The organism is Desulfosporosinus acidiphilus SJ4 (assembly GCF_000255115.2).
Taxonomy (GTDB): Bacteria; Bacillota; Desulfitobacteriia; order Desulfitobacteriales; family Desulfitobacteriaceae; genus Desulfosporosinus; species Desulfosporosinus acidiphilus.
In genome coordinates this window covers 4646267-4664262 of record NC_018068.1, presented here as the reverse complement: position 1 = coordinate 4664262, position 17996 = coordinate 4646267, and the positions used below count along the sequence as shown (strand labels likewise).

The 17996-nt window shown below is 43.3% G+C and carries 15 protein-coding genes; 10 read left to right on the top strand and 5 right to left on the bottom strand.

Annotated features, from left to right (window positions below):
• The first annotated feature begins 124 nt into the window (after positions 1-124).
• From DESACI_RS21370 to hcp, 7 genes are all read left to right on the top strand, one after another.
• Positions 125-1861 carry an ABC transporter ATP-binding protein gene (locus DESACI_RS21370; RefSeq protein ID WP_014829307.1) on the top strand — a complete coding sequence of 579 codons (1737 nt, stop codon included), beginning with the start codon at positions 125-127 and terminating at the stop codon, positions 1859-1861.
• Positions 1854-3722: an ABC transporter ATP-binding protein gene (locus DESACI_RS21365; RefSeq protein ID WP_014829306.1), complete on the top strand. Its 1869-nt coding sequence runs from the start codon at positions 1854-1856 to the stop codon at positions 3720-3722. The genes DESACI_RS21370 and DESACI_RS21365 overlap by 8 nt, the downstream gene beginning before the upstream one ends.
• A 533-nt stretch (positions 3723-4255) precedes the next feature.
• Positions 4256-4621: a GntR family transcriptional regulator gene (locus tag DESACI_RS21360; RefSeq protein ID WP_242833100.1), complete on the top strand. Its 366-nt coding sequence runs from the start codon at positions 4256-4258 to the stop codon at positions 4619-4621.
• Complete coding sequence (locus DESACI_RS21355) at positions 4618-5514, top strand: ABC transporter ATP-binding protein (RefSeq protein WP_014829304.1); 897 nt, start codon at positions 4618-4620, stop codon at positions 5512-5514. The genes DESACI_RS21360 and DESACI_RS21355 overlap by 4 nt, the downstream gene beginning before the upstream one ends.
• On the top strand, positions 5498-6229 hold the full coding sequence (locus tag DESACI_RS21350) for a hypothetical protein (RefSeq protein WP_014829303.1): 732 nt from the start codon (positions 5498-5500) through the stop codon (positions 6227-6229). Before DESACI_RS21355 ends, DESACI_RS21350 begins: the two co-directional genes overlap by 17 nt.
• Positions 6226-6909, top strand: coding sequence for a hypothetical protein (locus tag DESACI_RS21345; protein WP_014829302.1), 684 nt, complete (start codon positions 6226-6228; stop codon positions 6907-6909). Before DESACI_RS21350 ends, DESACI_RS21345 begins: the two co-directional genes overlap by 4 nt.
• A gap of 279 nt (positions 6910-7188) precedes the next feature.
• The gene (hcp, locus tag DESACI_RS21340; RefSeq protein ID WP_014829301.1) at positions 7189-8832 is read left to right on the top strand and encodes a hydroxylamine reductase; all 1644 of its coding nucleotides are present in this window, start codon (positions 7189-7191) and stop codon (positions 8830-8832) included.
• A gap of 128 nt (positions 8833-8960) precedes the next feature.
• Here hcp and DESACI_RS21335 read toward each other — a convergent pair whose 3' ends face one another.
• Entirely contained in the window at positions 8961-9473 is a 513-nt protein-coding gene (locus tag DESACI_RS21335; RefSeq protein ID WP_014829300.1) for a gamma carbonic anhydrase family protein, read from the bottom strand.
• A 358-nt stretch (positions 9474-9831) separates the two neighbouring features.
• On the opposite strand from DESACI_RS21335, the gene DESACI_RS21330 reads away from it, so the two are divergent.
• The 3 genes from DESACI_RS21330 to DESACI_RS21320 all read left to right on the top strand — a co-directional run bounded on the left by DESACI_RS21330 (position 9832) and on the right by DESACI_RS21320 (position 12546).
• Positions 9832-10488, top strand: coding sequence for a hypothetical protein (locus DESACI_RS21330; RefSeq protein WP_014829299.1), 657 nt, complete (start codon positions 9832-9834; stop codon positions 10486-10488).
• Between the two features lie 260 nt (positions 10489-10748).
• Positions 10749-11951 carry an HD-GYP domain-containing protein gene (locus DESACI_RS21325; RefSeq protein WP_014829298.1) on the top strand — a complete coding sequence of 401 codons (1203 nt, stop codon included), beginning with the start codon at positions 10749-10751 and terminating at the stop codon, positions 11949-11951.
• A gap of 34 nt (positions 11952-11985) precedes the next feature.
• Positions 11986-12546: a DUF5317 domain-containing protein gene (locus tag DESACI_RS21320; RefSeq protein WP_014829297.1), complete on the top strand. Its 561-nt coding sequence runs from the start codon at positions 11986-11988 to the stop codon at positions 12544-12546.
• 210 nt (positions 12547-12756) lie between these two features.
• Here DESACI_RS21320 and DESACI_RS21315 read toward each other — a convergent pair whose 3' ends face one another.
• From DESACI_RS21315 to nuoE, 4 genes are all read right to left on the bottom strand, one after another.
• Positions 12757-13527 (bottom strand): tRNA threonylcarbamoyladenosine dehydratase, encoded by a 771-nt coding sequence (locus DESACI_RS21315; RefSeq protein ID WP_014829296.1) that lies wholly within the window; start codon positions 13525-13527, stop codon positions 12757-12759.
• A 258-nt stretch (positions 13528-13785) separates the two neighbouring features.
• Positions 13786-15528 (bottom strand): NADH-dependent [FeFe] hydrogenase, group A6, encoded by a 1743-nt coding sequence (locus DESACI_RS21310; protein WP_014829295.1) that lies wholly within the window; start codon positions 15526-15528, stop codon positions 13786-13788.
• A gap of 22 nt (positions 15529-15550) precedes the next feature.
• Complete coding sequence (locus DESACI_RS21305) at positions 15551-17434, bottom strand: NADH-quinone oxidoreductase subunit NuoF (protein ID WP_014829294.1); 1884 nt, start codon at positions 17432-17434, stop codon at positions 15551-15553.
• Complete coding sequence (nuoE, locus tag DESACI_RS21300; protein ID WP_014829293.1) at positions 17431-17943, bottom strand: NADH-quinone oxidoreductase subunit NuoE; 513 nt, start codon at positions 17941-17943, stop codon at positions 17431-17433. Before nuoE ends, DESACI_RS21305 begins: the two co-directional genes overlap by 4 nt.
• Positions 17944-17996: the final 53 nt, after the last annotated feature.

Here is a 17996-nt window from a genome sequence, read left to right as displayed (position 1 = left end):
CCACTTTGCCATGAAGTCTTCCTTTTGGTATAGGCGGTTTCGGCGCTACCCCCCACTGGAGACTACTGTCAGCGAAGTCCTTGTGTCCAGCTTTTGCTGAAAAAGTTAGAGAAGCAGGAGAGCTATGGATATCTATAAACGCTATATAAAAAAGTATCGCTTATTATTTTTAACGGCAGTGAGCTGTGTGTTTTTTGAAGCTCTGTGTGATTTAATGCAGCCCACGATTATGGCGCGCATTATCGACGATGGTGTAAAAAACGGGCAAGTGGCGACAGTAATTAGGTTTGGGCTGCTGATGTTGGGGATTACTGCCGCCGGGGCCTGCTTCGCAGGTACTCGGAGTGTTTTGGCAAGCAAGGTATCCCAAAGTTTTGGGGCTGATTTACGCTACGATGTCTTTGCTAAAATCATAGGTTTTTCTGAGATAAGTTCGGATAAAATTGAAAGCGGCTCCCTGATAACCCGGATGACCAATGATATTTCGCAGGTGACCCAGTTTATCAACGGAATGATGAGGATTTTTTTCAAAGCCCCCATCACTTGTTTAGGGAGTATGATTCTGGCGGTTATGTTGAGCCGCCAGATGAGCATAATCCTCTTTCTTGTGGTGATTATCGTTGCAGTGTTCATTGTCATTAGTATGAAACTAAGCTACGTGCGTTTTGCGAAAGTTCAATATGCCATCGATAAAGTAAACTCCGTTGTTCAGGAATACCTGATGGGTGTACGCCTGGTCAAGGCCTTCGGACGGTATGGGGATGAGGAAGAAAAGTTTGATGGCGCTAATTCCGATCTGGCTGATAAAACGGTGTCATCACAAATTGTTATTGCATATTTTTCTCCCCTGATGTCACTGACTATTAATTTGGGAATTGTATTAATTCTTTTCATCGGAAGTATTCTCTTCCGCCAGAGCAATATCGAAGTGGGAAAAATAGCCGCTTTTATCAACTACATGACTCAGATTCTAGCGTCTTTGATTATGATCACGAATATTTTCAATGTATTTGTCAGGACAAAGGCATCCACCGAAAGAATCAACGAAGTATTAAGCAGCGAAGAGGACTTCAAAGGCTCCCAACAAGAGTTAAGCTATGCGTCGGGAGACCTTGAATTTAAAAACGTAACCTTTGCCTATCCTAACGGCAGCGGCTTGCCGACCCTACGAAATCTCTCCTTCAAGATTCATTCAGGAGAAACCTTAGCCGTCATCGGACCTACCGGTTCGGGAAAATCGACCCTGGCCTGGCTTAGTCTTCACTTTTACGATGTCTTAGAAGGTGCGATTTATTTTAACGGTCTGGATGTTAAGACTCTTGACAGTAATATCTTACGGGAAAATATTGCTTTAGCCCCGCAAAAGAGTATGTTGTTTTCTGGGACTGTATTTGAAAATATTGCCTGGGGAAATCCCCAGGCTTCTCAAGAAGAAATCGTAAAAGCAGCCCAAGCAGCTCAGGCCGATGGATTCATTCGGAATATGCCGGCTCAATATGACAGTAATTTAGGTCAGGGTGGGGTTAACCTTTCTGGCGGTCAGAAGCAGCGTATTTCTATCGCTAGAGCTCTGGTGAAAAATGCGCCGGTTTTAATTTTAGATGATTGTACCAGTGCGTTGGATGCGGTAACTGAAGCGAAAGTGCGGCAGGCGATTAAACAGTTCGATACTCATAAAACAGTGATTATGATCACTCAAAGGATAGGAACCGCAATGTTTGCCGATAAAATCCTTGTGCTTGACAATGGAGTTAATGTTGGATTTGGAAGTCACCAGGAATTGCTCCAATCCTGTATAACGTATCAAGGGATTTTTGACTCACAAATCGGCGGCGACTTGAAAGGGATTGCTTATGGCTAAAGAAATCAATAAGAGTTATGAGAATATGCCTAATTTAGGGAGAATGGGCGGCGGAGGCCCCAGACGTTTTGCTCCCACCGCAAAACCTAAAAATACAAAAGCAACGCTGCAGCGGCTTTTTGGAATTTTTATGGTATGGCGCAAATCATTCTTTTTAGCGATTGCTTTAACCATTACCTCAGCCACAGCGGCTCTTTTTACACCCTATTTGTTAGGGAAGGCAATCAATACCTTCGATCCCAAAACAAATCTGGTAAATATGCCCCAGTTGCTGAAAATACTTCTGATGCTAGTGTCTTGTTACTTGGTTGGCTGGTTGATTGATACGTCAAATGGCATGCTCATGGCTAAAGTCACTCAGAAACTGGTTAAATATATAAGAACAGAGCTGTTTGCCAAACTTCAGAAAATCCCCCTGGATTTTTTTGACACTCGATCTCATGGAGATACCATGAGCAGGATCACCAACGATGTTGATAATATCAGCAGCACGATTTCTCAAACAACGACTCAGCTCATAGCGAGCCTATTCACAATCACCGGTTCCTTTATCATGATGCTCGTTCTGAGCCCGATTTTAACCCTTGTGGCCATGGTTTCCATACCTTTGTTCACCATATTAACCAGGACCATTGCCGGTCACAGCCGCAGGTATTTTTTAGGACAGCAGCAGAAATTGGGCGCATTAAACGGCGTGATTGAAGAGAACATTATCGGACTTAAAATGGTCAAAGCCTTCAACCGCCAACAAAATGTTTTAGCTGATTTTGACCATCTCAATCAGGAACTTTGTGATTATTCCACGAAGGCTCAGATCTGGGCCGGTTTCATGATGCCGTTTATGAATGTTATTAATAACCTTAGTTTTACCTTTATCGCCTGTGCCGGAGGAATTCTGTCAGTCAAAGGAATCATAAGCATTGGCGTAGTTGTCAGTTTTCTGACCTATTCTAAACAATTTGGCCAGCCTTTAAATAATATCGCCGGGATGTTTAATAACATCCAGTCGGCATTGGCGGGTGCAGAACGAGTCTTTGAAATCATGGATGAGCGGGAGGAAGTTCCTGATAAAATAGGAACTGAGGACTTGGTGAATCCCCAAGGAAATGTAGAGTTTCGCGATGTGTCATTCTTTTACAATCCCGGCACACCGGTATTAACCGGAATAAATTTTAAGGTCAGTCCCGGTGAAGTCATTGCCTTAGTCGGTGAAACGGGAGCTGGGAAAACAACCATCGTCAATCTTCTGACTCGCTTTTATGAATTGAATCAAGGTAAAATTCTTATTGACAACAAAGATATTACGGAAATAACCAGGAAGAGTCTAAGAAGTTGTTTCTCCGTAGTACTGCAAGATACTTGTTTGTTCAGCGGTACCATCTACGATAATATTCGCTATTCCAGACCGAGTGCCTCGGATGAGGAAGTCAAAGAAGCGGCAAGACTGGCGCATGCGGATGAATTCATATCCCGCTTGCCTAAAGGCTATGACACGCTTGTAACAGCCAGTACGGATAACCTTAGTCAGGGACAGCGCCAACTGCTGGCCATTGCCCGGGCCATCCTCTGCGATGCTCCAATCTTAATCTTGGATGAGGCCACAAGCAGTGTTGATACCAAAACGGAAAAGGAAATTCAGCAGGCCTTGCTTACTCTGATGAAGGATCGCACGAGCTTTTTAATTGCCCATCGTCTTTCAACGATTCGCGATGCCGATAAAATATTGGTCATCGGCGAGGGCAAGATCTTGGAAAGCGGAACTCACGCTGAACTTATGGAAACTAAAGGAGTTTATTATAAAATGGTCATCAGCCAAATGGGCTATGATGAGAGTTTGGGACTGACTGCGGGTATAATCTAGTTTAGCCAATGGTAAGGGTAGCGAGTTGCGTATTTTCCTTGCAAACAAGATAGTTATGACAATACTTGTAGTATATCTGAGGGCCTTTTAGGGGCTCTTTTTTTTGTACTATCAGGACCTCATGCCGCTGCTTAGCACCAGCGGATGATGAAAACAGGACAATGCCTTCGAGTCGGGTAGCATCGCTCACATCGTTCACCCAGCATTACGAGACTTGCTCACTTGCTTGCGCGGGAACTATCTTCAGCGGATACGTATTCTTTGAAGATAGAGGGGACCACGGCTGCACTTTCCCCAACCAAGCCTTTTGAGCTTTACCGCCTCTCCCTGCAATGGGTTCTCTCTTGTGGGCGAAGCTACCTTCCTTTGAGGCCTATTGTGTTCGGTTTAGTTTTTCAGAGTAGCAAAAGAAAATGAGTATCTCATATCGTTGACAAAGAACTATAGATGTTATATAGTGCATTACATCAGTAATGTACTATATAACATCTATATATTTAGGAAGTGAGAACGTGATCCTAAATTCCGACAGCATGAAGCCAATCTACATCCAAATATCCGAATGGCTGGAAACGGAAATATTGCGGGCTAACCTTAAAGAAGAGGAACGTATCTATTCGCAATATCAACTGGCAGAAATGTTCAATATTAATCCTGCCACTGCGGCTAAAGGGCTAAATATTCTGGTGGATGAAAATATTGCCTTTAAGAAGAGGGGGTTGGGGCTCTTTGTATCGTCCGATGCCAAAAAATTCATTCTTCATAAACGCAGAAGCCAGGTTTTAAATCAGATGATTAAAGAGCTTGTGCTTGAAGCGAAGCAATTAGATGTCAAAAAGACTGAATTGATGGATCTAATAGAGAAGGCTTGCGAAGAGATTGAGGGGGATAAGGAATGACAGTTATCCAGGGGGAGAATCTTACTAAATCCTACGGCAAAATTTTAGCCTTAGATCATTTGACCTTCCAAATCGAAGAAAATAAACTCACCGGTCTGATTGGCAGAAATGGAGCGGGAAAAACAACATTGTTGAAAATTATAGCGGGTTATTTGCAGCCCACCCAGGGAGAGATTAAGGTTTTTTTCCAGAATCCTTTTAACAGTCTTCAGGTTTCAGCCAACATTATCTTCATAGATAACCACATGATGTTTCCACCAGCCTTCAGGCTGAAGGATATTTTAAGTGAAGTTTCCCGATTCTATAACAATTGGGATAAAAAACTTGCTCAAAGATTATTTGATTATTTTTCTTTTAACCCCAAACAGCGGCATAGCAGCTTGTCCAAGGGTAATCAAAGTACGTTTAACATGATAATCGGCCTTGCGGCCCATTGCCCGCTGACAATCTTTGATGAGCCGACAAGCGGGATGGATTCCGCTGTAAGAAAGGACTTTTATCGAGCTCTGCTTAAGGACTACCTTGAATATCCTCGTACCATAATCCTATCCAGTCATTTGCTGAGTGAAGTAGAGGATATTTTAGAAGATATTCTTCTTCTTAGAGAAGGGACTAGATGCCTTCATCAGTCCGTTCTTGATCTCAAGGAATATGCACTTGGTCTTAAAGGACCGAAGCAAAGGGTTATAGAGGGGCTTGAAGGTAAGGAAATTCTTTATTCTGAGGAGTTCGCCCAGGGAAGCCTGTATGCAGTGATAAAGAATCAAGGCTTAACCTCTCAGGAGTTTGTTAAGCAGGAGGATCTTGAATTGCTGCCGGTGCCCCTTGAAGACCTATGCATATATTTAACGGGCAATACCAAAGGGGGGATTGACCATGTCTTTAAACAATAATTTATTAACAGTCATTTCACGACAGTATGTCTACAAATTTAAAGCCAATGCATCCGGGGTCTTTTCTCTGATTGTTACCCAAGTTTTGGCTTTATTATTTTCTTTAATCGGAATTCAGAGCATGTCCAGCGGTTCTTCAACCTTGACTGTTAATGTTAAATATTATTCTGCAGATGTAATAATAACCTTTACGTTTATCTGGATTTTTTTCATGGCGTTAAGATTGACGTCAATTCAAAATAAAACAATGGATTTTACTCTCGTAACAAATCGTTTATCAAGTAATTTGTCCAATATGGGGCTATTGCTGACTACGGTAATTTTCGGAAGCATATCCTCATCTTTAATGAGCTTTGTGCTTAAAATCATTATGTATTACGACTTTGACCGCTCTCAGATAGCGATTCGGGGTTTTTACCCGGTTTTTTCAGATATCTTGCTGGGGATTATCACCACAGGTCTTTATATGACTCTAATTGCAGCCATGGGTTATCTGCTGGGAATTTTAGTCCAAATTCATGTGCTTTTTATAGTACTTTACCCTTCAGCTCTCTTTGGGCTTGCAAGGGTAAATCCCCAAGCTTTAAAACGAATGTTTGATTTCTTTGCAACAGAAACGTCGCCCTTGATATTTATGATAAAGATTGTTTTCTCGTCCATAGTATTACTTTTCCTAAGTTGTTTATTTTCCAATCGAATGGAGGTAAGAAAATGAGTATCATTGTCTCCATATTGGTTATTGCAATTATAATTTTATTGACATCGAAACTTGGAATTCTACTTAACAGCTTTATGAGTTGGAGAAAAAGCGCAATTATAGCGGGTGTTTATCTTCTTGTTCTGATTATATCTGTTGGCATTGCAGCAATATTGCCCGATAATGGCTTTTTGCGAGTAGAGAATAACGATAAAGCGGGAAATGTGTCTGGGATTATCTCCAATATTAGATCAATAGATGATTTTATGGATCAACCTGGGCTGTATTTGAGCAGCCGTCAGACTTTTAAAATAGATCAAGAGAGGCCCCTTGGGTTTGTATCGAACTCACAACCTATTCAAGTGTATGTTGAAAAAAAAGATGTTGATGACAGTAAAATTGATGTTTTGACCTATAGTACCCCTTACTATGTCGGAGATACTGACTTTACGAAACTCCTCCAGCCCCCTAAAGTTTCCTTCCCGGGTGGATTATTATCAATCGAACCGGGTCATCAGACCCTAACGTTTAAATTATTTAAGCCAAATTTCACCTTGAGCCAATTCAAAGGACAAAATCAGGTGACCTTGGGAAACTCATTGAGCACTAATTTTGGTGAATCTGAAGTGTTGCTGAGAGTGCCAAAGAATTTGAAGATCGATGGAGGGACTAATTACTTGCTATACCACCTAAATTAAGGACTGATACAGATAAAGATTCCAACCCGCATATACCAATGTTCTGTAATCCGGTATATCAGGGTATATGATCACAAAAGGTCTTCTCTGGGGACTCTTATCGAGACGAAAATAACGTTCTTACGATATTGTACAATCATCTATATACGGTATCAGGTGTGACTTTTATCACACCAAAAGAATAGTCCCAGTCACAGTGTTCTTCCACGATTTGTTTTAAACTAACTCATGTAAGGTTGATTTAGAAAAACTTCAAATAAAATTTAGGGGGATGCACGAATGAGTATGTTTTGTTTTCAATGTCAGGAAACCGCTAAAGGAACCGGCTGCACCATCAAAGGAGTTTGCGGAAAAACCGAAAATGTAGCTAATTTGCAGGATCTTCTCATTTACACATTAAAAGGAATCTCCGTTTTTGCTGTTCAAGCAAGAGAACTGGGGATTGTAAAGCCTGAGATTAATAAATTCATTATGGAAAGCCTCTTCACCACCATTACCAATGCGAACTTCGACCGAAGCCGCATTGTGGCAAGAATTGAAGAAGGACTTAAACTCCGGGACGAACTTAAGCAAGCAATTATTAAAGCCGGCGGGACCATAGCGGCAGACTTACATGATGCCGCAACCTGGACAGCTCCTGCTGGGGAGTTTGAGCAAAAAGCAGCTAGCGTGGGAGTTTTAGCAACAGAAAATGAAGATGTTCGTTCGTTAAGAGAATTACTCACTTATGGTTTAAAAGGAATCGCTGCCTATGCGGAGCATGCCTATACCCTGGCATATAAAGATGATGGGATTTTTGCCTTCATTGAAAAGGCTTTAGCAGCAACCCTAGACAACACTCTGCCTGCCGATGCCCTTGTGGGTTTAGTCTTAGAAGCAGGAAAATACGGTGTAGAGGTTATGGCTCTGTTGGATAAGGCTAACACCACAACCTACGGAAACCCTGAGCTAACCAAAGTAAATATTGGCGTCAGGAACAATCCCGCCATTCTGATCAGTGGTCATGATTTGAAGGATCTTGAAGAATTACTAATTCAGACTCAAGGGACCGGGGTTGATGTCTATACTCACGGTGAAATGCTTCCTGCCCATTACTATCCGGCCTTTAAGAAATACGAAAATTTCGTAGGTAACTATGGTAATGCTTGGTATAAACAAGATAAAGAATTCGAATCCTTTAACGGACCGATTGTTTTAACCACTAACTGCCTCATTCCGCCTAAGGATTCCTACAAGGATCGTCTTTATACAACCGGTGTTGTTGGTTTTGAGGGAGTTAAGCACATCCCTGAGCGTGCCGATGGCCAAACGAAAGATTTTTCGGCAATCATCGCACAAGCTAAGAAATGCCCTCCGCCGACTGAAATTGAAACCGGTGAAATTGTCGGAGGCTTTGCTCACAATCAAGTCCTGGCCCTTGCCGATAAAGTCGTTGAAGCTGTTAAATCAGGTGCGATTAAACGTTTCTTCGTTATGGCTGGCTGTGATGGCCGCATGAAGAACCGTGACTACTATGCCAACTTCGCCGAAGCTTTGCCGAAGGATACTGTCATCCTCACGGCAGGTTGTGCAAAATATAAATACAATAAGCTCAATTTGGGAGACATCGGTGGTATTCCCAGAGTCCTCGATGCAGGACAATGCAACGATTCCTACTCTTTGGCAGTAATTGCTCTGAAACTCAAAGAAGTTTTCGGACTGGAGGATGTCAACCAACTTCCAATTTCCTATAACATCGCTTGGTACGAGCAAAAAGCTGTCATCGTCTTACTGGCTTTACTCTACCTTGGTGTGAAAAACATTCACCTTGGACCCACACTTCCTGCTTTCTTATCCCCCAATGTAGCCAAAGTCCTTGTTGAAAACTTTGGTATTGCAGGAATAACTAATGTCGAGGATGACCTGAAAATCTTTTTAGGTTAATCAACAAATTTATAGGAATATAAAGGGTTGCAATCAACTGGAAAAAACCAGTTGGTTGCAACCCTTTTTTCATACTATCCCATTTTCAAGAGTAATGCAGCTTTTATCAGACCAAGAGTTCGCAAATATTAATCAATATTATCCGCTAATTTTGCGTCCCTTGCCTTTTGTGCATAACGTTCAGCGGTTTCATACAGCGCTTGAACCTCCGATTCGGTCAGCTCTCTGACAACTCTTGCCGGGACTCCCATGAGCATAACACGAGGCGGATAGGTTTTGTTACCAGGGACGATCGCACCGGCAGCAATAGAAGTTTCTTCATTAATTACTGCACCATCGAGAACGATGGCTCCCATCCCGACAAGGGACCCCTTGCGGATGGTACATCCATGAACAATCGCGGAATGGCCGACGGTGACATGGTCTTCTATGATTACAGGCTGATTTCCGTTAACATGAATCGTAACTAAATCTTGAATATTGGTATATTCGCCAATCTGTATTTTTGCGAGATCGCCACGAATGACGGAGTTATACCAGACACTGGAATGCTCTCCGATTTCCACTTCACCCAGGACTTTACAACCGTCGGCAAGAAACACGTTGCCGGCAATCTGAGGTTTCTTCATAGTTTGGCTCATAAGAATTGCCTCCGCTCAATCAATATAATTAATTTGTGGATTTAAATAAATTATACTTTGAGATAATCTATAATGCCAGTACGGAATTGTTAGGATATTAGAATCCTAAATAGTTATGGATTATTGTAACAAAGTTTCCACTGGTCATGACGGTGAGCGGACGAACAATCGTTATAACTGCAACTCATTAAGTACACTCTAGCAGAGCGGTCTGTCTGATTGCCTCTGGGGTTACGGATATAAGAATATGAAAGTTCTGTCATAATTGCCATTTCAATGGGAGGAAAATGCATTTCTACGTCGAAAATAACTTCAATAATGGGTAAACTCAATTTTTAGATAATCAAGGAGTGTTTTCATGTCGGACATGACTTTTTCAAGCCAAGACTGGGAGCAGGCAATAATGCAAATCAAATCGATAATAGCTGCTCGTATTAATGTTAACAATCAAGGAGAAATCGAAGAAGTTCATGTTCTGGCTGGTTCAGGAAGAGCTCCTAAGCAAGTAGTACGAGATGTGGAATCTGTTATGGCTGCACAGTTTGGGTTACAGGTGGACCATAAGAAAATTAGTGTAGCGCAAGTCGGGGATGATGAGGAAAACAACGCACTCGCTGTTGTTGAGTCAACTCGACCAAAATTGGTTGGTGTGACCCTCAGAACCGTCAATGGTATGGCTGAAGTTAAAGTCGAGCTATTGTCTGGAGATAAGCTGATTGAGGGAATCGCAGACGGGCCATCTTCGGCCTACAACAAACTTCGCCTTTTCGTCGATGCAACCCTTAAGGCACTTACTTCCATTACTTTAAAAGAATTTTTATTTGTAACTGAAGATGTAGGCATTATGCGGCTGGCTAAACAAGAGGTCGCTGTAGTTTCTATAACCTTAATTGCTCCCATGGGAGAGCAGTCCTTGACCGGATGTGCATTGGTTCGGAGTGATGATCGAGAAGCAGTGGTCAAGGCGACCCTTGATGCAGTCAACAGAAAACTAAAATTTCTCATAAACGATTAACTTGCTAACTTTGGCCGACTTATTAACAATTAGAATTTGAATTCTGTTTGATTCCCTTGAGCGAAGCGGAAAAAGCAGCGGAACGGATAAAGAGCGGAGCGGTTAAACTATATCTTTGAAAAAAATCAAGGAGGTTTACCGCAATGAGCAAATTGTTAAAAGCTATTACTGTTCTCGTAACACTCGTTCTTGCCGGTGGCGCAAACTTCAGAATCTGATTGTGAAAGAGTCGGCCAAATAATTCTATAGAGGTATTGTAAATGAATACTTTATCTGGAAAATTTAAAATCCTTTTTATTTTTGGAATCTTGGCAGTTGCCAGCGAATCTCTGCCAGTTGCTCTTCCAAGAGGTGGATTTGTTACGGTTAATTATGCAGTTTGCTTTTCAGCAGCGATCCTTTTTCCTTCTTGTGGAGCTCTTATTGTTTCAGCTGTAGGAGGCCTATTTCCTTTAGGAAAAGCGTCTAAAGATGCGCCTCTATATAAACGGGTATTTAACGGTTCTCAATATCTATTATCGCAAGCAGCAGCTTTATATGTTTTAAAGCTGACGGGAATAGAAGGTTTTCATACAAAAGTATTTCCTTTAATAATATATATATTGGTAGCCTTTGTTTACATGATTACAAATATTTTTATAGTAACTATAGCTCTGGGCTTTCTTCAAAGAAAGTCTCCCTGGTCAATATGGATAAGTAATATGCGTTGGGCTTTGCCAAACTTCATGGCTCTTGTGCCGGTGGGCTATTTAATGGCCTTAATCTTTTATAATTATGGAGCCTTAGGACTTTTTCTGCTTTTTATCCCCCTCTTGGTTTGCCGCCATTCCTTTCAGCTCTATATGGATATGCGCGAAAATTACCTTAATACTGTTGAGGCTCTTGTTCAGGCGCTTGAGGCAAAAGACAAATATACGAGCGGACATTCCGCTAGAGTTGGGAAACTTGCTGTCGCTATAGCAGAAGAAATGAAGATGAATGAAGATAAGACAGAGTTTCTAAAATATGCGGCTGTATTGCATGACGTCGGAAAAATAGGGGTTAGCGAAATAATCTTAAATAAAGAAGGCAAATTGTTGGATTCTGAGTGGGAATCCATTCGCAGTCATCCGGTTATTGGGGAAACCATTATCAAAAGCATAAAATTCATGTTCGATATCGGACAAGTAGTTCGCCATCATCATGAGCGTTATGATGGAAAAGGCTATCCCGATGGGATTCAAGGAGAGGAAATTCCTCTGGAGTCTCGGATTATTGCTGTAGCCGATACGTATGATGCTATTACGTCAGATCGGAGTTACCGCAAAGGGAAGACTCATGAGGAGGCCATTGAAGAGCTGAAGAAAGTTGCCGGATCACAATTAGACCCTAAATTGGTTGAGGTTTTTTGTAAAGCCGTCACAACAGAATCGGCATACCAGGTAATGAATGCCGGGAAGGTTCAGATAGTTTCGTCCTACTGAGCACATTTGAATTTGACGGAAGTTGAGGTAAAGCATGCTTATTGAGACCTTGATTTTATCACTGATTATAAGTCTATTATGCGGAGGAAAACTAAGTCGTTTGGGTGAGCTGGCCTTGCGGGAGTTTTGGCTTGTCCTAATGGCTTTTTTATTACAAGGCATCGTTTATTGGGCGAGCCTGCGACATATTGGCCTGGTTACCGGTTGGTTAAGCTCGTTACTTGATACGGTGTCATATCTTTTGCTGCTGATCTTTACTTTACGAAATCGTTCTCTACATGGGATTTGGTTAATTGCTGGGGGAGTTTTTCTCAATACATTAGTAATAGCTTTAAATGGGGGTGCTATGCCCGTCGATCCCCTTTTTCTGCCGGAAACCAGCCGGAAGGCCTTGCTGGCCGGACAAGGTACCCATGGATTGATGACTGCAGCAACTCATTTAAAAGTTTTGGCGGATCGGTTCTATTTGGCTGTTCCTGGGCTTCAGAAACAAGTGTTTAGTATTGGAGATTGTCTTATTGATATAGGATGCTTTACGTTGGTTTTTAGGACGACAAGGAGAACAGTCAACAAGCAAGAACGGAAAACTACATAATTTCTTAAGTAATCTTTAATTTATTATTTTGAGATCTTTACTTAAAGGAAAGAACTTTAAAGAGGCCGTTGCATAATGAATATCTATCCGTTTTTATAAATAAAACCCTGCATATCAGTGGATGATTTAAACCACTATTTTTGCAGGGTTTTGTTTAGTATACCATATCTGATAATTAAAATTACATGATTTGGAATGAGAGTCGTGTAATCATCTCTTTAATAAATCACGGACAACTTCTCCCGCTATGAGCAACCCCACGACCGACGGTACAAAGGAGATACTTCCTGGAGTTTGACGCTTTTGTATCGTGATGGTTTCTTCGTTTTCGGAATTACTAGTCGTTGAATTGTCGGAAGAAGGAGCCGCCGGAGAGAATGAAGAAAGAGGGGCGATCGGGGGCTCGGAACTGAATACGACCTTAACGCCTCGAGTGATTCCTTCTTGACGCAGCAATTTGCGCATGGTTTTCGCAAGGGGGTCACCACTGGTTTTTGAAATATCACTGACCCGGTAATTTTCAGCTGTAAGCCTGTTGCCGGCACCCATACTTGAGATTAACGGTATTTCCTGTGCCAGACATTCTTTGACTAAAATTACTTTGCTGGAAACTGTATCGATGGCATCCACCACATAGTCCGGTTTCTTTTGCAGGAAATCATCAACATTTTCTGCTGAAATAAATTCTTTGAAGGTTTCAACTCGAGCCTCCGGATTTATCTCTTTGATTCGGTGTTTCATAACCTCTACCTTAGCTTCGCCAATTGTCGAGTGAAGGGCGTGGATTTGACGGTTGAGATTTGAAATACTAATCTCGTCGAAATCCACGAGAATTAAATGGCCGATGGCGGCGCGGGCAAGTGCTTCAACGGCGTAGGAACCGACTCCTCCTATTCCGAAAACGAGGACTGTGCTGTGATGAAGTTTCTCTAAGCCCTCGCTGCCAATTAAAAGTTCTGTTCTCGAAAATATTTGTTCCAATTAGATCCCCCGTTTAGATCTTTGTTTGCTGTTATTGTAGCATAACCGCCGCCAGATATGCTAACTTCTGAAGCAAAGGGGTGTTCTGGCATTACGTATTTGCCTAAGCCAAAGGTATTAATTCCATGACGAAAGTGAGACAGAAGAACCGTCCCGTCCTGCGTCCTGTGCCTGGATTCGATGAGAGAAGTGAGACACAAGTTGAGACACAAGAACTGTCCCCGTGTCTCGCGTGTCTCGCACCGTGTCTCAGCTGAGCTAAATTTTAGGGCGTTGAGTGAAGCTGGTGTGGAGAAGCTCATGGGCTCGTTCGCCATAAGGTTCGCCGATGTAGTTTTTGTAGAGCTCTAAGACGGCAGGATTTTCGTGAGATTTGCGGCGGGGCTTGGAACGATCCTCTTTGTAGATCGCGGCAGCACGGGCCTTAAGGATTTCCACATTTCCGTGATGATAAGGCTGACCGCCGCCTCCGATACATCCTCCTGGGCAAGCCATAATTTCTATGGCATCATATTGGGCTTCTCCCGATTGTATTTTCTCTAAAATTGTTCGCGCATTGCCTAGACCATGGGTCACTGCTATTTTAAAGTCTTGCCCTTCAATAGGGACTAAGGCTTCCTTAATTCCATCCATACCGCGAAGACTCTCAAATTCAACGTTTTCCAGCGGTTTCCCTGTCAACCACTCGTAGGCGGTTCTTAAGGCTGCTTCAATAACTCCTCCGGTCGTGCCGAAAACTACGGCGGCCCCAGTGGACTCCCCTAATGGATGGTCGAATTCTTCATCATTAAGACGTTCAAAGTGAATCCCCGCTTCTCGAATCATTCGCGATAATTCACGGGTGGTAATAACAATGTCCACATCCGGTGTGACGGGATCTTGCCCGAGTTCGGGCCGGGCCGCTTCATATTTCTTGGCGACACAGGGCATGACGGAAACAACGGTGATTTTCTGGGGATCAAGCCCGTAGGTATCGGCGTAATAGCTTTTGGCTAAAACACCTAGCATTTCATGAGGCGATTTGCACGTGGATGGAATATCTAAGAGATCAGGAAATTGATGTTCAAAGAACTTGACCCAGGCGGGGCAGCAGCTTGTCAGGATCGGCAGCCGGCCTCTATGTTTCAGGCGGTGAATGAGTTCCGTAGCCTCTTCCATGATGGTCACATCGGCTCCAAATTCCGTATCAAAGACCCGGTCAAAGCCGAGACGGCGAAGAGCAGCGACCATTTTACCGGTGACGATGGTTCCGGGTTCAAGGCCAAAGCCTTCCCCCAGAGCAACCCTTACCGCCGGTGCTGTTTCCACAATCACAAAGCGCGTCGGATCGTTGAGGGCTTTCCAAACCTTATCGACTTGATCCAATTCCATCAAAGCTCCCGTAGGACAAACGGCAATGCATTGTCCGCAGAATGTACAAGACGTTTCATGCTGAGGCAAATTGAAGGCAGTCTTCACCACCGTTTCAAAACCGCGCCCGACGGCGGAATAAACACCAACGGTTTGCACATCGTTACACATGGTTTCACAGCGCCGGCAGCGGATACATTTATTGGGGTCACGAATAATTGCGAGACTGGATTTATCAATTTCAAATTCAGACTCTTCGCCCTCGTAAGAGATATTTCGCACTCCAAGATCTGCGGCGAGAGCCTGCAGGTCACAGTCTAGATTCTTGGCACAAGTTAAACAAGATTTTGGATGATCGGACAGCAGAAGCTCCACCATGGTTCGTCTTGCCTGAATAGCTCGGGGAGTATCAGTTTTAACGACCATATTATTAAATACCGGCGTAGAGCAGGCCGGAGCCAAAGTTCGGCGGCCTTCTACTTCCACCAGACAGACACGGCAGGAGGCAATGTGGTTATTAAGCCTCATTTCATGTAAGTTCAAATAGCATAAGGTTGGAATATCGATATTAACAGTTCTTGCGGCATCAAGAATAGACATTCCTTCGGGTACGGCGAGCTGTATATCATTAATCGTTAATTGTACATCCATAGGGAGTCCTCCTTCTGGGGGCTTAATGGCGAATAATAGCGTCGAAACGGCAATTTTCCAGGCAGGCCCCGCATTTTAAGCAGCGTTCTTGGTCAATGCTGTGCAGCTCTTTAGGTGTTCCTGTGATGCAGCCTGCCGGACAGTTCTTAGCACAAAGGGTACATCCCTTGCATTTATCGGTAATATCAAATTTAAGCAAACTTTTGCAAACACCTGCCGGACAAGTTTTATCAACGATATGGGCTATGTATTCGTCCCGAAAATATTCAATGGTAGAAAGAACCGGATTAGGTGCACTTTGCCCCAGCCCGCAAAGAGAGGAATCTTTAATGGTTTTGCCTAATTTGACCAGTTGATCCAGATCATCAAGATTTCCTTTTCCTTCGGTTATTTTAGTTAGGATTTCATGGAGGCGTTTCGTACCCACCCGGCAAGCCGTACAGCGGCCGCAAGATTCATCCACCGTGAATTCCAAATAGAACTTAGCGATATTAACCATGCAATCGCTCTCGTCCATTACGATCAGACCGCCGGACCCCATCATGGAACCAATGGCGATTAAGGATTCATAATCAATGGGGGTGTCTAAATATTTTGTGGGGATACATCCACCTGAGGGCCCTCCCGTTTGGGCAGCTTTAAAGGTCTTATGATGCTTAATTCCTCCGCCGATATCAAAAATGATCTGCCGCAGCGTCGTCCCCATAGGGACTTCTACCAGACCAACGTTATTGACCTTTCCGGCTAAAGCGAAGACCTTTGTTCCTTTGCTTTTTTCAGTGCCAATTCCGGCATACCATTCAGCCCCTTTTAAAATAATGGGGGGAATGTTGGCCAAGGTTTCTACATTATTGACACATGTGGGCTTCCCCCAGAGCCCTTGCTCAGCGGGAAAGGGTGGTTTAACTGAAGGTTCGCCGCGGGCTCCCTCGATAGAATGGATGAGGGCCGTTTCTTCTCCGCAGACAAACGCTCCTGCGCCGTATTTGATTTCAATATCAAAACAAAAAGTACTGCCCAATATTTCTTTACCGAGCAACCCATACTGTTTTGCTTGTTTAATGGCAGTTTCTAAGCGGTGTATAGCCAGGGGATATTCAGCGCGTATATAGATAAAGCCGTGGGAGGACCCGATGGTATAGCCGGCGATCAGCATTGCTTCTAATACCGTATGAGGATCCCCTTCGAGAATTGAACGGTCCATAAAGGCACCGGGATCACCCTCGTCAGCGTTGCAGATAATGTAACGCTGATTTGCTTCATTGTTTCGAGCCAGTTCCCACTTCACGCCGGTTGGAAATCCCCCGCCGCCGCGCCCGCGCAGACCGCTTTTTTTGATAACGTCAACCACCGTCTCAGGAGTCATTTCGAATAAGACTTTGGACAAGGCTTGGTATCCGTCAACGGCAATATATTCCTTTATATCCTCAGGCGAAATTAAGCTGCAGTTGCGCAGGGCAATTCGCATTTGACTGTGATAGAAAGGAAGGTCTGAGATGATAGGCTTTTCTGTATTGGGATCTTTATAGAGCAGGCGTTCGAGGGGTTTGCCTTGAACGAAGTGTTCTTCAATAATATCCGGAACATCCTTGGGGGAAACCTCAAGGTAAAGAACATTGTCGGGGTGAACTTCAAGAATTGGTCCTTTTTCACAGAAGCCAAAACATCCCGTTTGCAGAACGTGAATTTGCTCAGAGAGCCCGCGCCGCTTAAGTTCTTTTTGAAATTCATCCACAATTTCAGGACTATCGGAGGCATGGCAGCCTGTTCCCCCGCAGACCATGACTTGTCTTGGCAATCCCTGGGCATCAGCGATTGAAATAGGATGGTCAGTTCGCCGGTTTTGAAGGAGAACCTGATGTTCGGCTTTAAGGGTGTTGAGATCTTCAAGCGTTTTAAGTTTCATGATAAGGTTCCTTCCTTCAAAGCGGGTTCCCGGTATTGATTTAAAATTTGTTTGATTTCTTCCGGATCTTTAAGGCGCCCATAGACTTTCCCATCGACCATCATTACAGGAGCGAGGCCGCAGGCCCCTACACAACGCAAGGAATCCAGTGAAAAGAGTTCATCGTCGGTTGTCTGTCCGGTTTTAATCCCCAGTTGTTTTTCAATTTCTTGTTGCAGTTTCTCCGACCCGCGTACAAAACAGGCAGTCCCCATACAAACATTCACCACATGCTTCCCGCGAGGTTTCATGGTGAAAAAGGAGTAGAAACTTACAACTCCGTAAACCTTAGCAGAAGGGATATCAAGTTTAAGAGCTATATGCTTCTGGACCTTATCCGGTAAGTAGCCAAAAAGTTGTTGAGCATGGTGCAGGATGGCAATTAAGTTTTCCTTTTTGTAAGGAAGGCTGTCAATGTACCGGTCTAGTTGTTGATAAGGATTATATAATTGGGAAGGGTTGCTGCACATAAGAATCCTCCTTCAAATAGAGCATAAAGATAGATTGCCCATTGATAAAAAAA

Bases quoted from the DNA above. Each gene is read 5' to 3' on its own strand.
- DESACI_RS21330 (WP_014829299.1), top strand. From the start codon at position 9,832: ATGTCGGACATGACTTTTTCAAGCCAAGACTGGGAGCAGGCAATAATG.
- DESACI_RS21350 (WP_014829303.1), top strand. From the start codon at position 5,498: ATGTCTTTAAACAATAATTTATTAACAGTCATTTCACGACAGTATGTC.
- DESACI_RS21370 (WP_014829307.1), top strand. From the start codon at position 125: ATGGATATCTATAAACGCTATATAAAAAAGTATCGCTTATTATTTTTA.
- hcp (WP_014829301.1), top strand. From the start codon at position 7,189: ATGAGTATGTTTTGTTTTCAATGTCAGGAAACCGCTAAAGGAACCGGC.
- DESACI_RS21365 (WP_014829306.1), top strand. From the start codon at position 1,854: ATGGCTAAAGAAATCAATAAGAGTTATGAGAATATGCCTAATTTAGGG.
- nuoE (WP_014829293.1), bottom strand. From the start codon at position 17,943: ATGTGCAGCAACCCTTCCCAATTATATAATCCTTATCAACAACTAGAC.
- DESACI_RS21335 (WP_014829300.1), bottom strand. From the start codon at position 9,473: ATGAGCCAAACTATGAAGAAACCTCAGATTGCCGGCAACGTGTTTCTT.
- DESACI_RS21355 (WP_014829304.1), top strand. From the start codon at position 4,618: ATGACAGTTATCCAGGGGGAGAATCTTACTAAATCCTACGGCAAAATT.
- DESACI_RS21320 (WP_014829297.1), top strand. From the start codon at position 11,986: ATGCTTATTGAGACCTTGATTTTATCACTGATTATAAGTCTATTATGC.
- DESACI_RS21305 (WP_014829294.1), bottom strand. From the start codon at position 17,434: ATGAAACTTAAAACGCTTGAAGATCTCAACACCCTTAAAGCCGAACAT.
- DESACI_RS21325 (WP_014829298.1), top strand. From the start codon at position 10,749: ATGAATACTTTATCTGGAAAATTTAAAATCCTTTTTATTTTTGGAATC.
- DESACI_RS21310 (WP_014829295.1), bottom strand. From the start codon at position 15,528: ATGGATGTACAATTAACGATTAATGATATACAGCTCGCCGTACCCGAA.
- DESACI_RS21360 (WP_242833100.1), top strand. From the start codon at position 4,256: ATGAAGCCAATCTACATCCAAATATCCGAATGGCTGGAAACGGAAATA.
- DESACI_RS21345 (WP_014829302.1), top strand. From the start codon at position 6,226: ATGAGTATCATTGTCTCCATATTGGTTATTGCAATTATAATTTTATTG.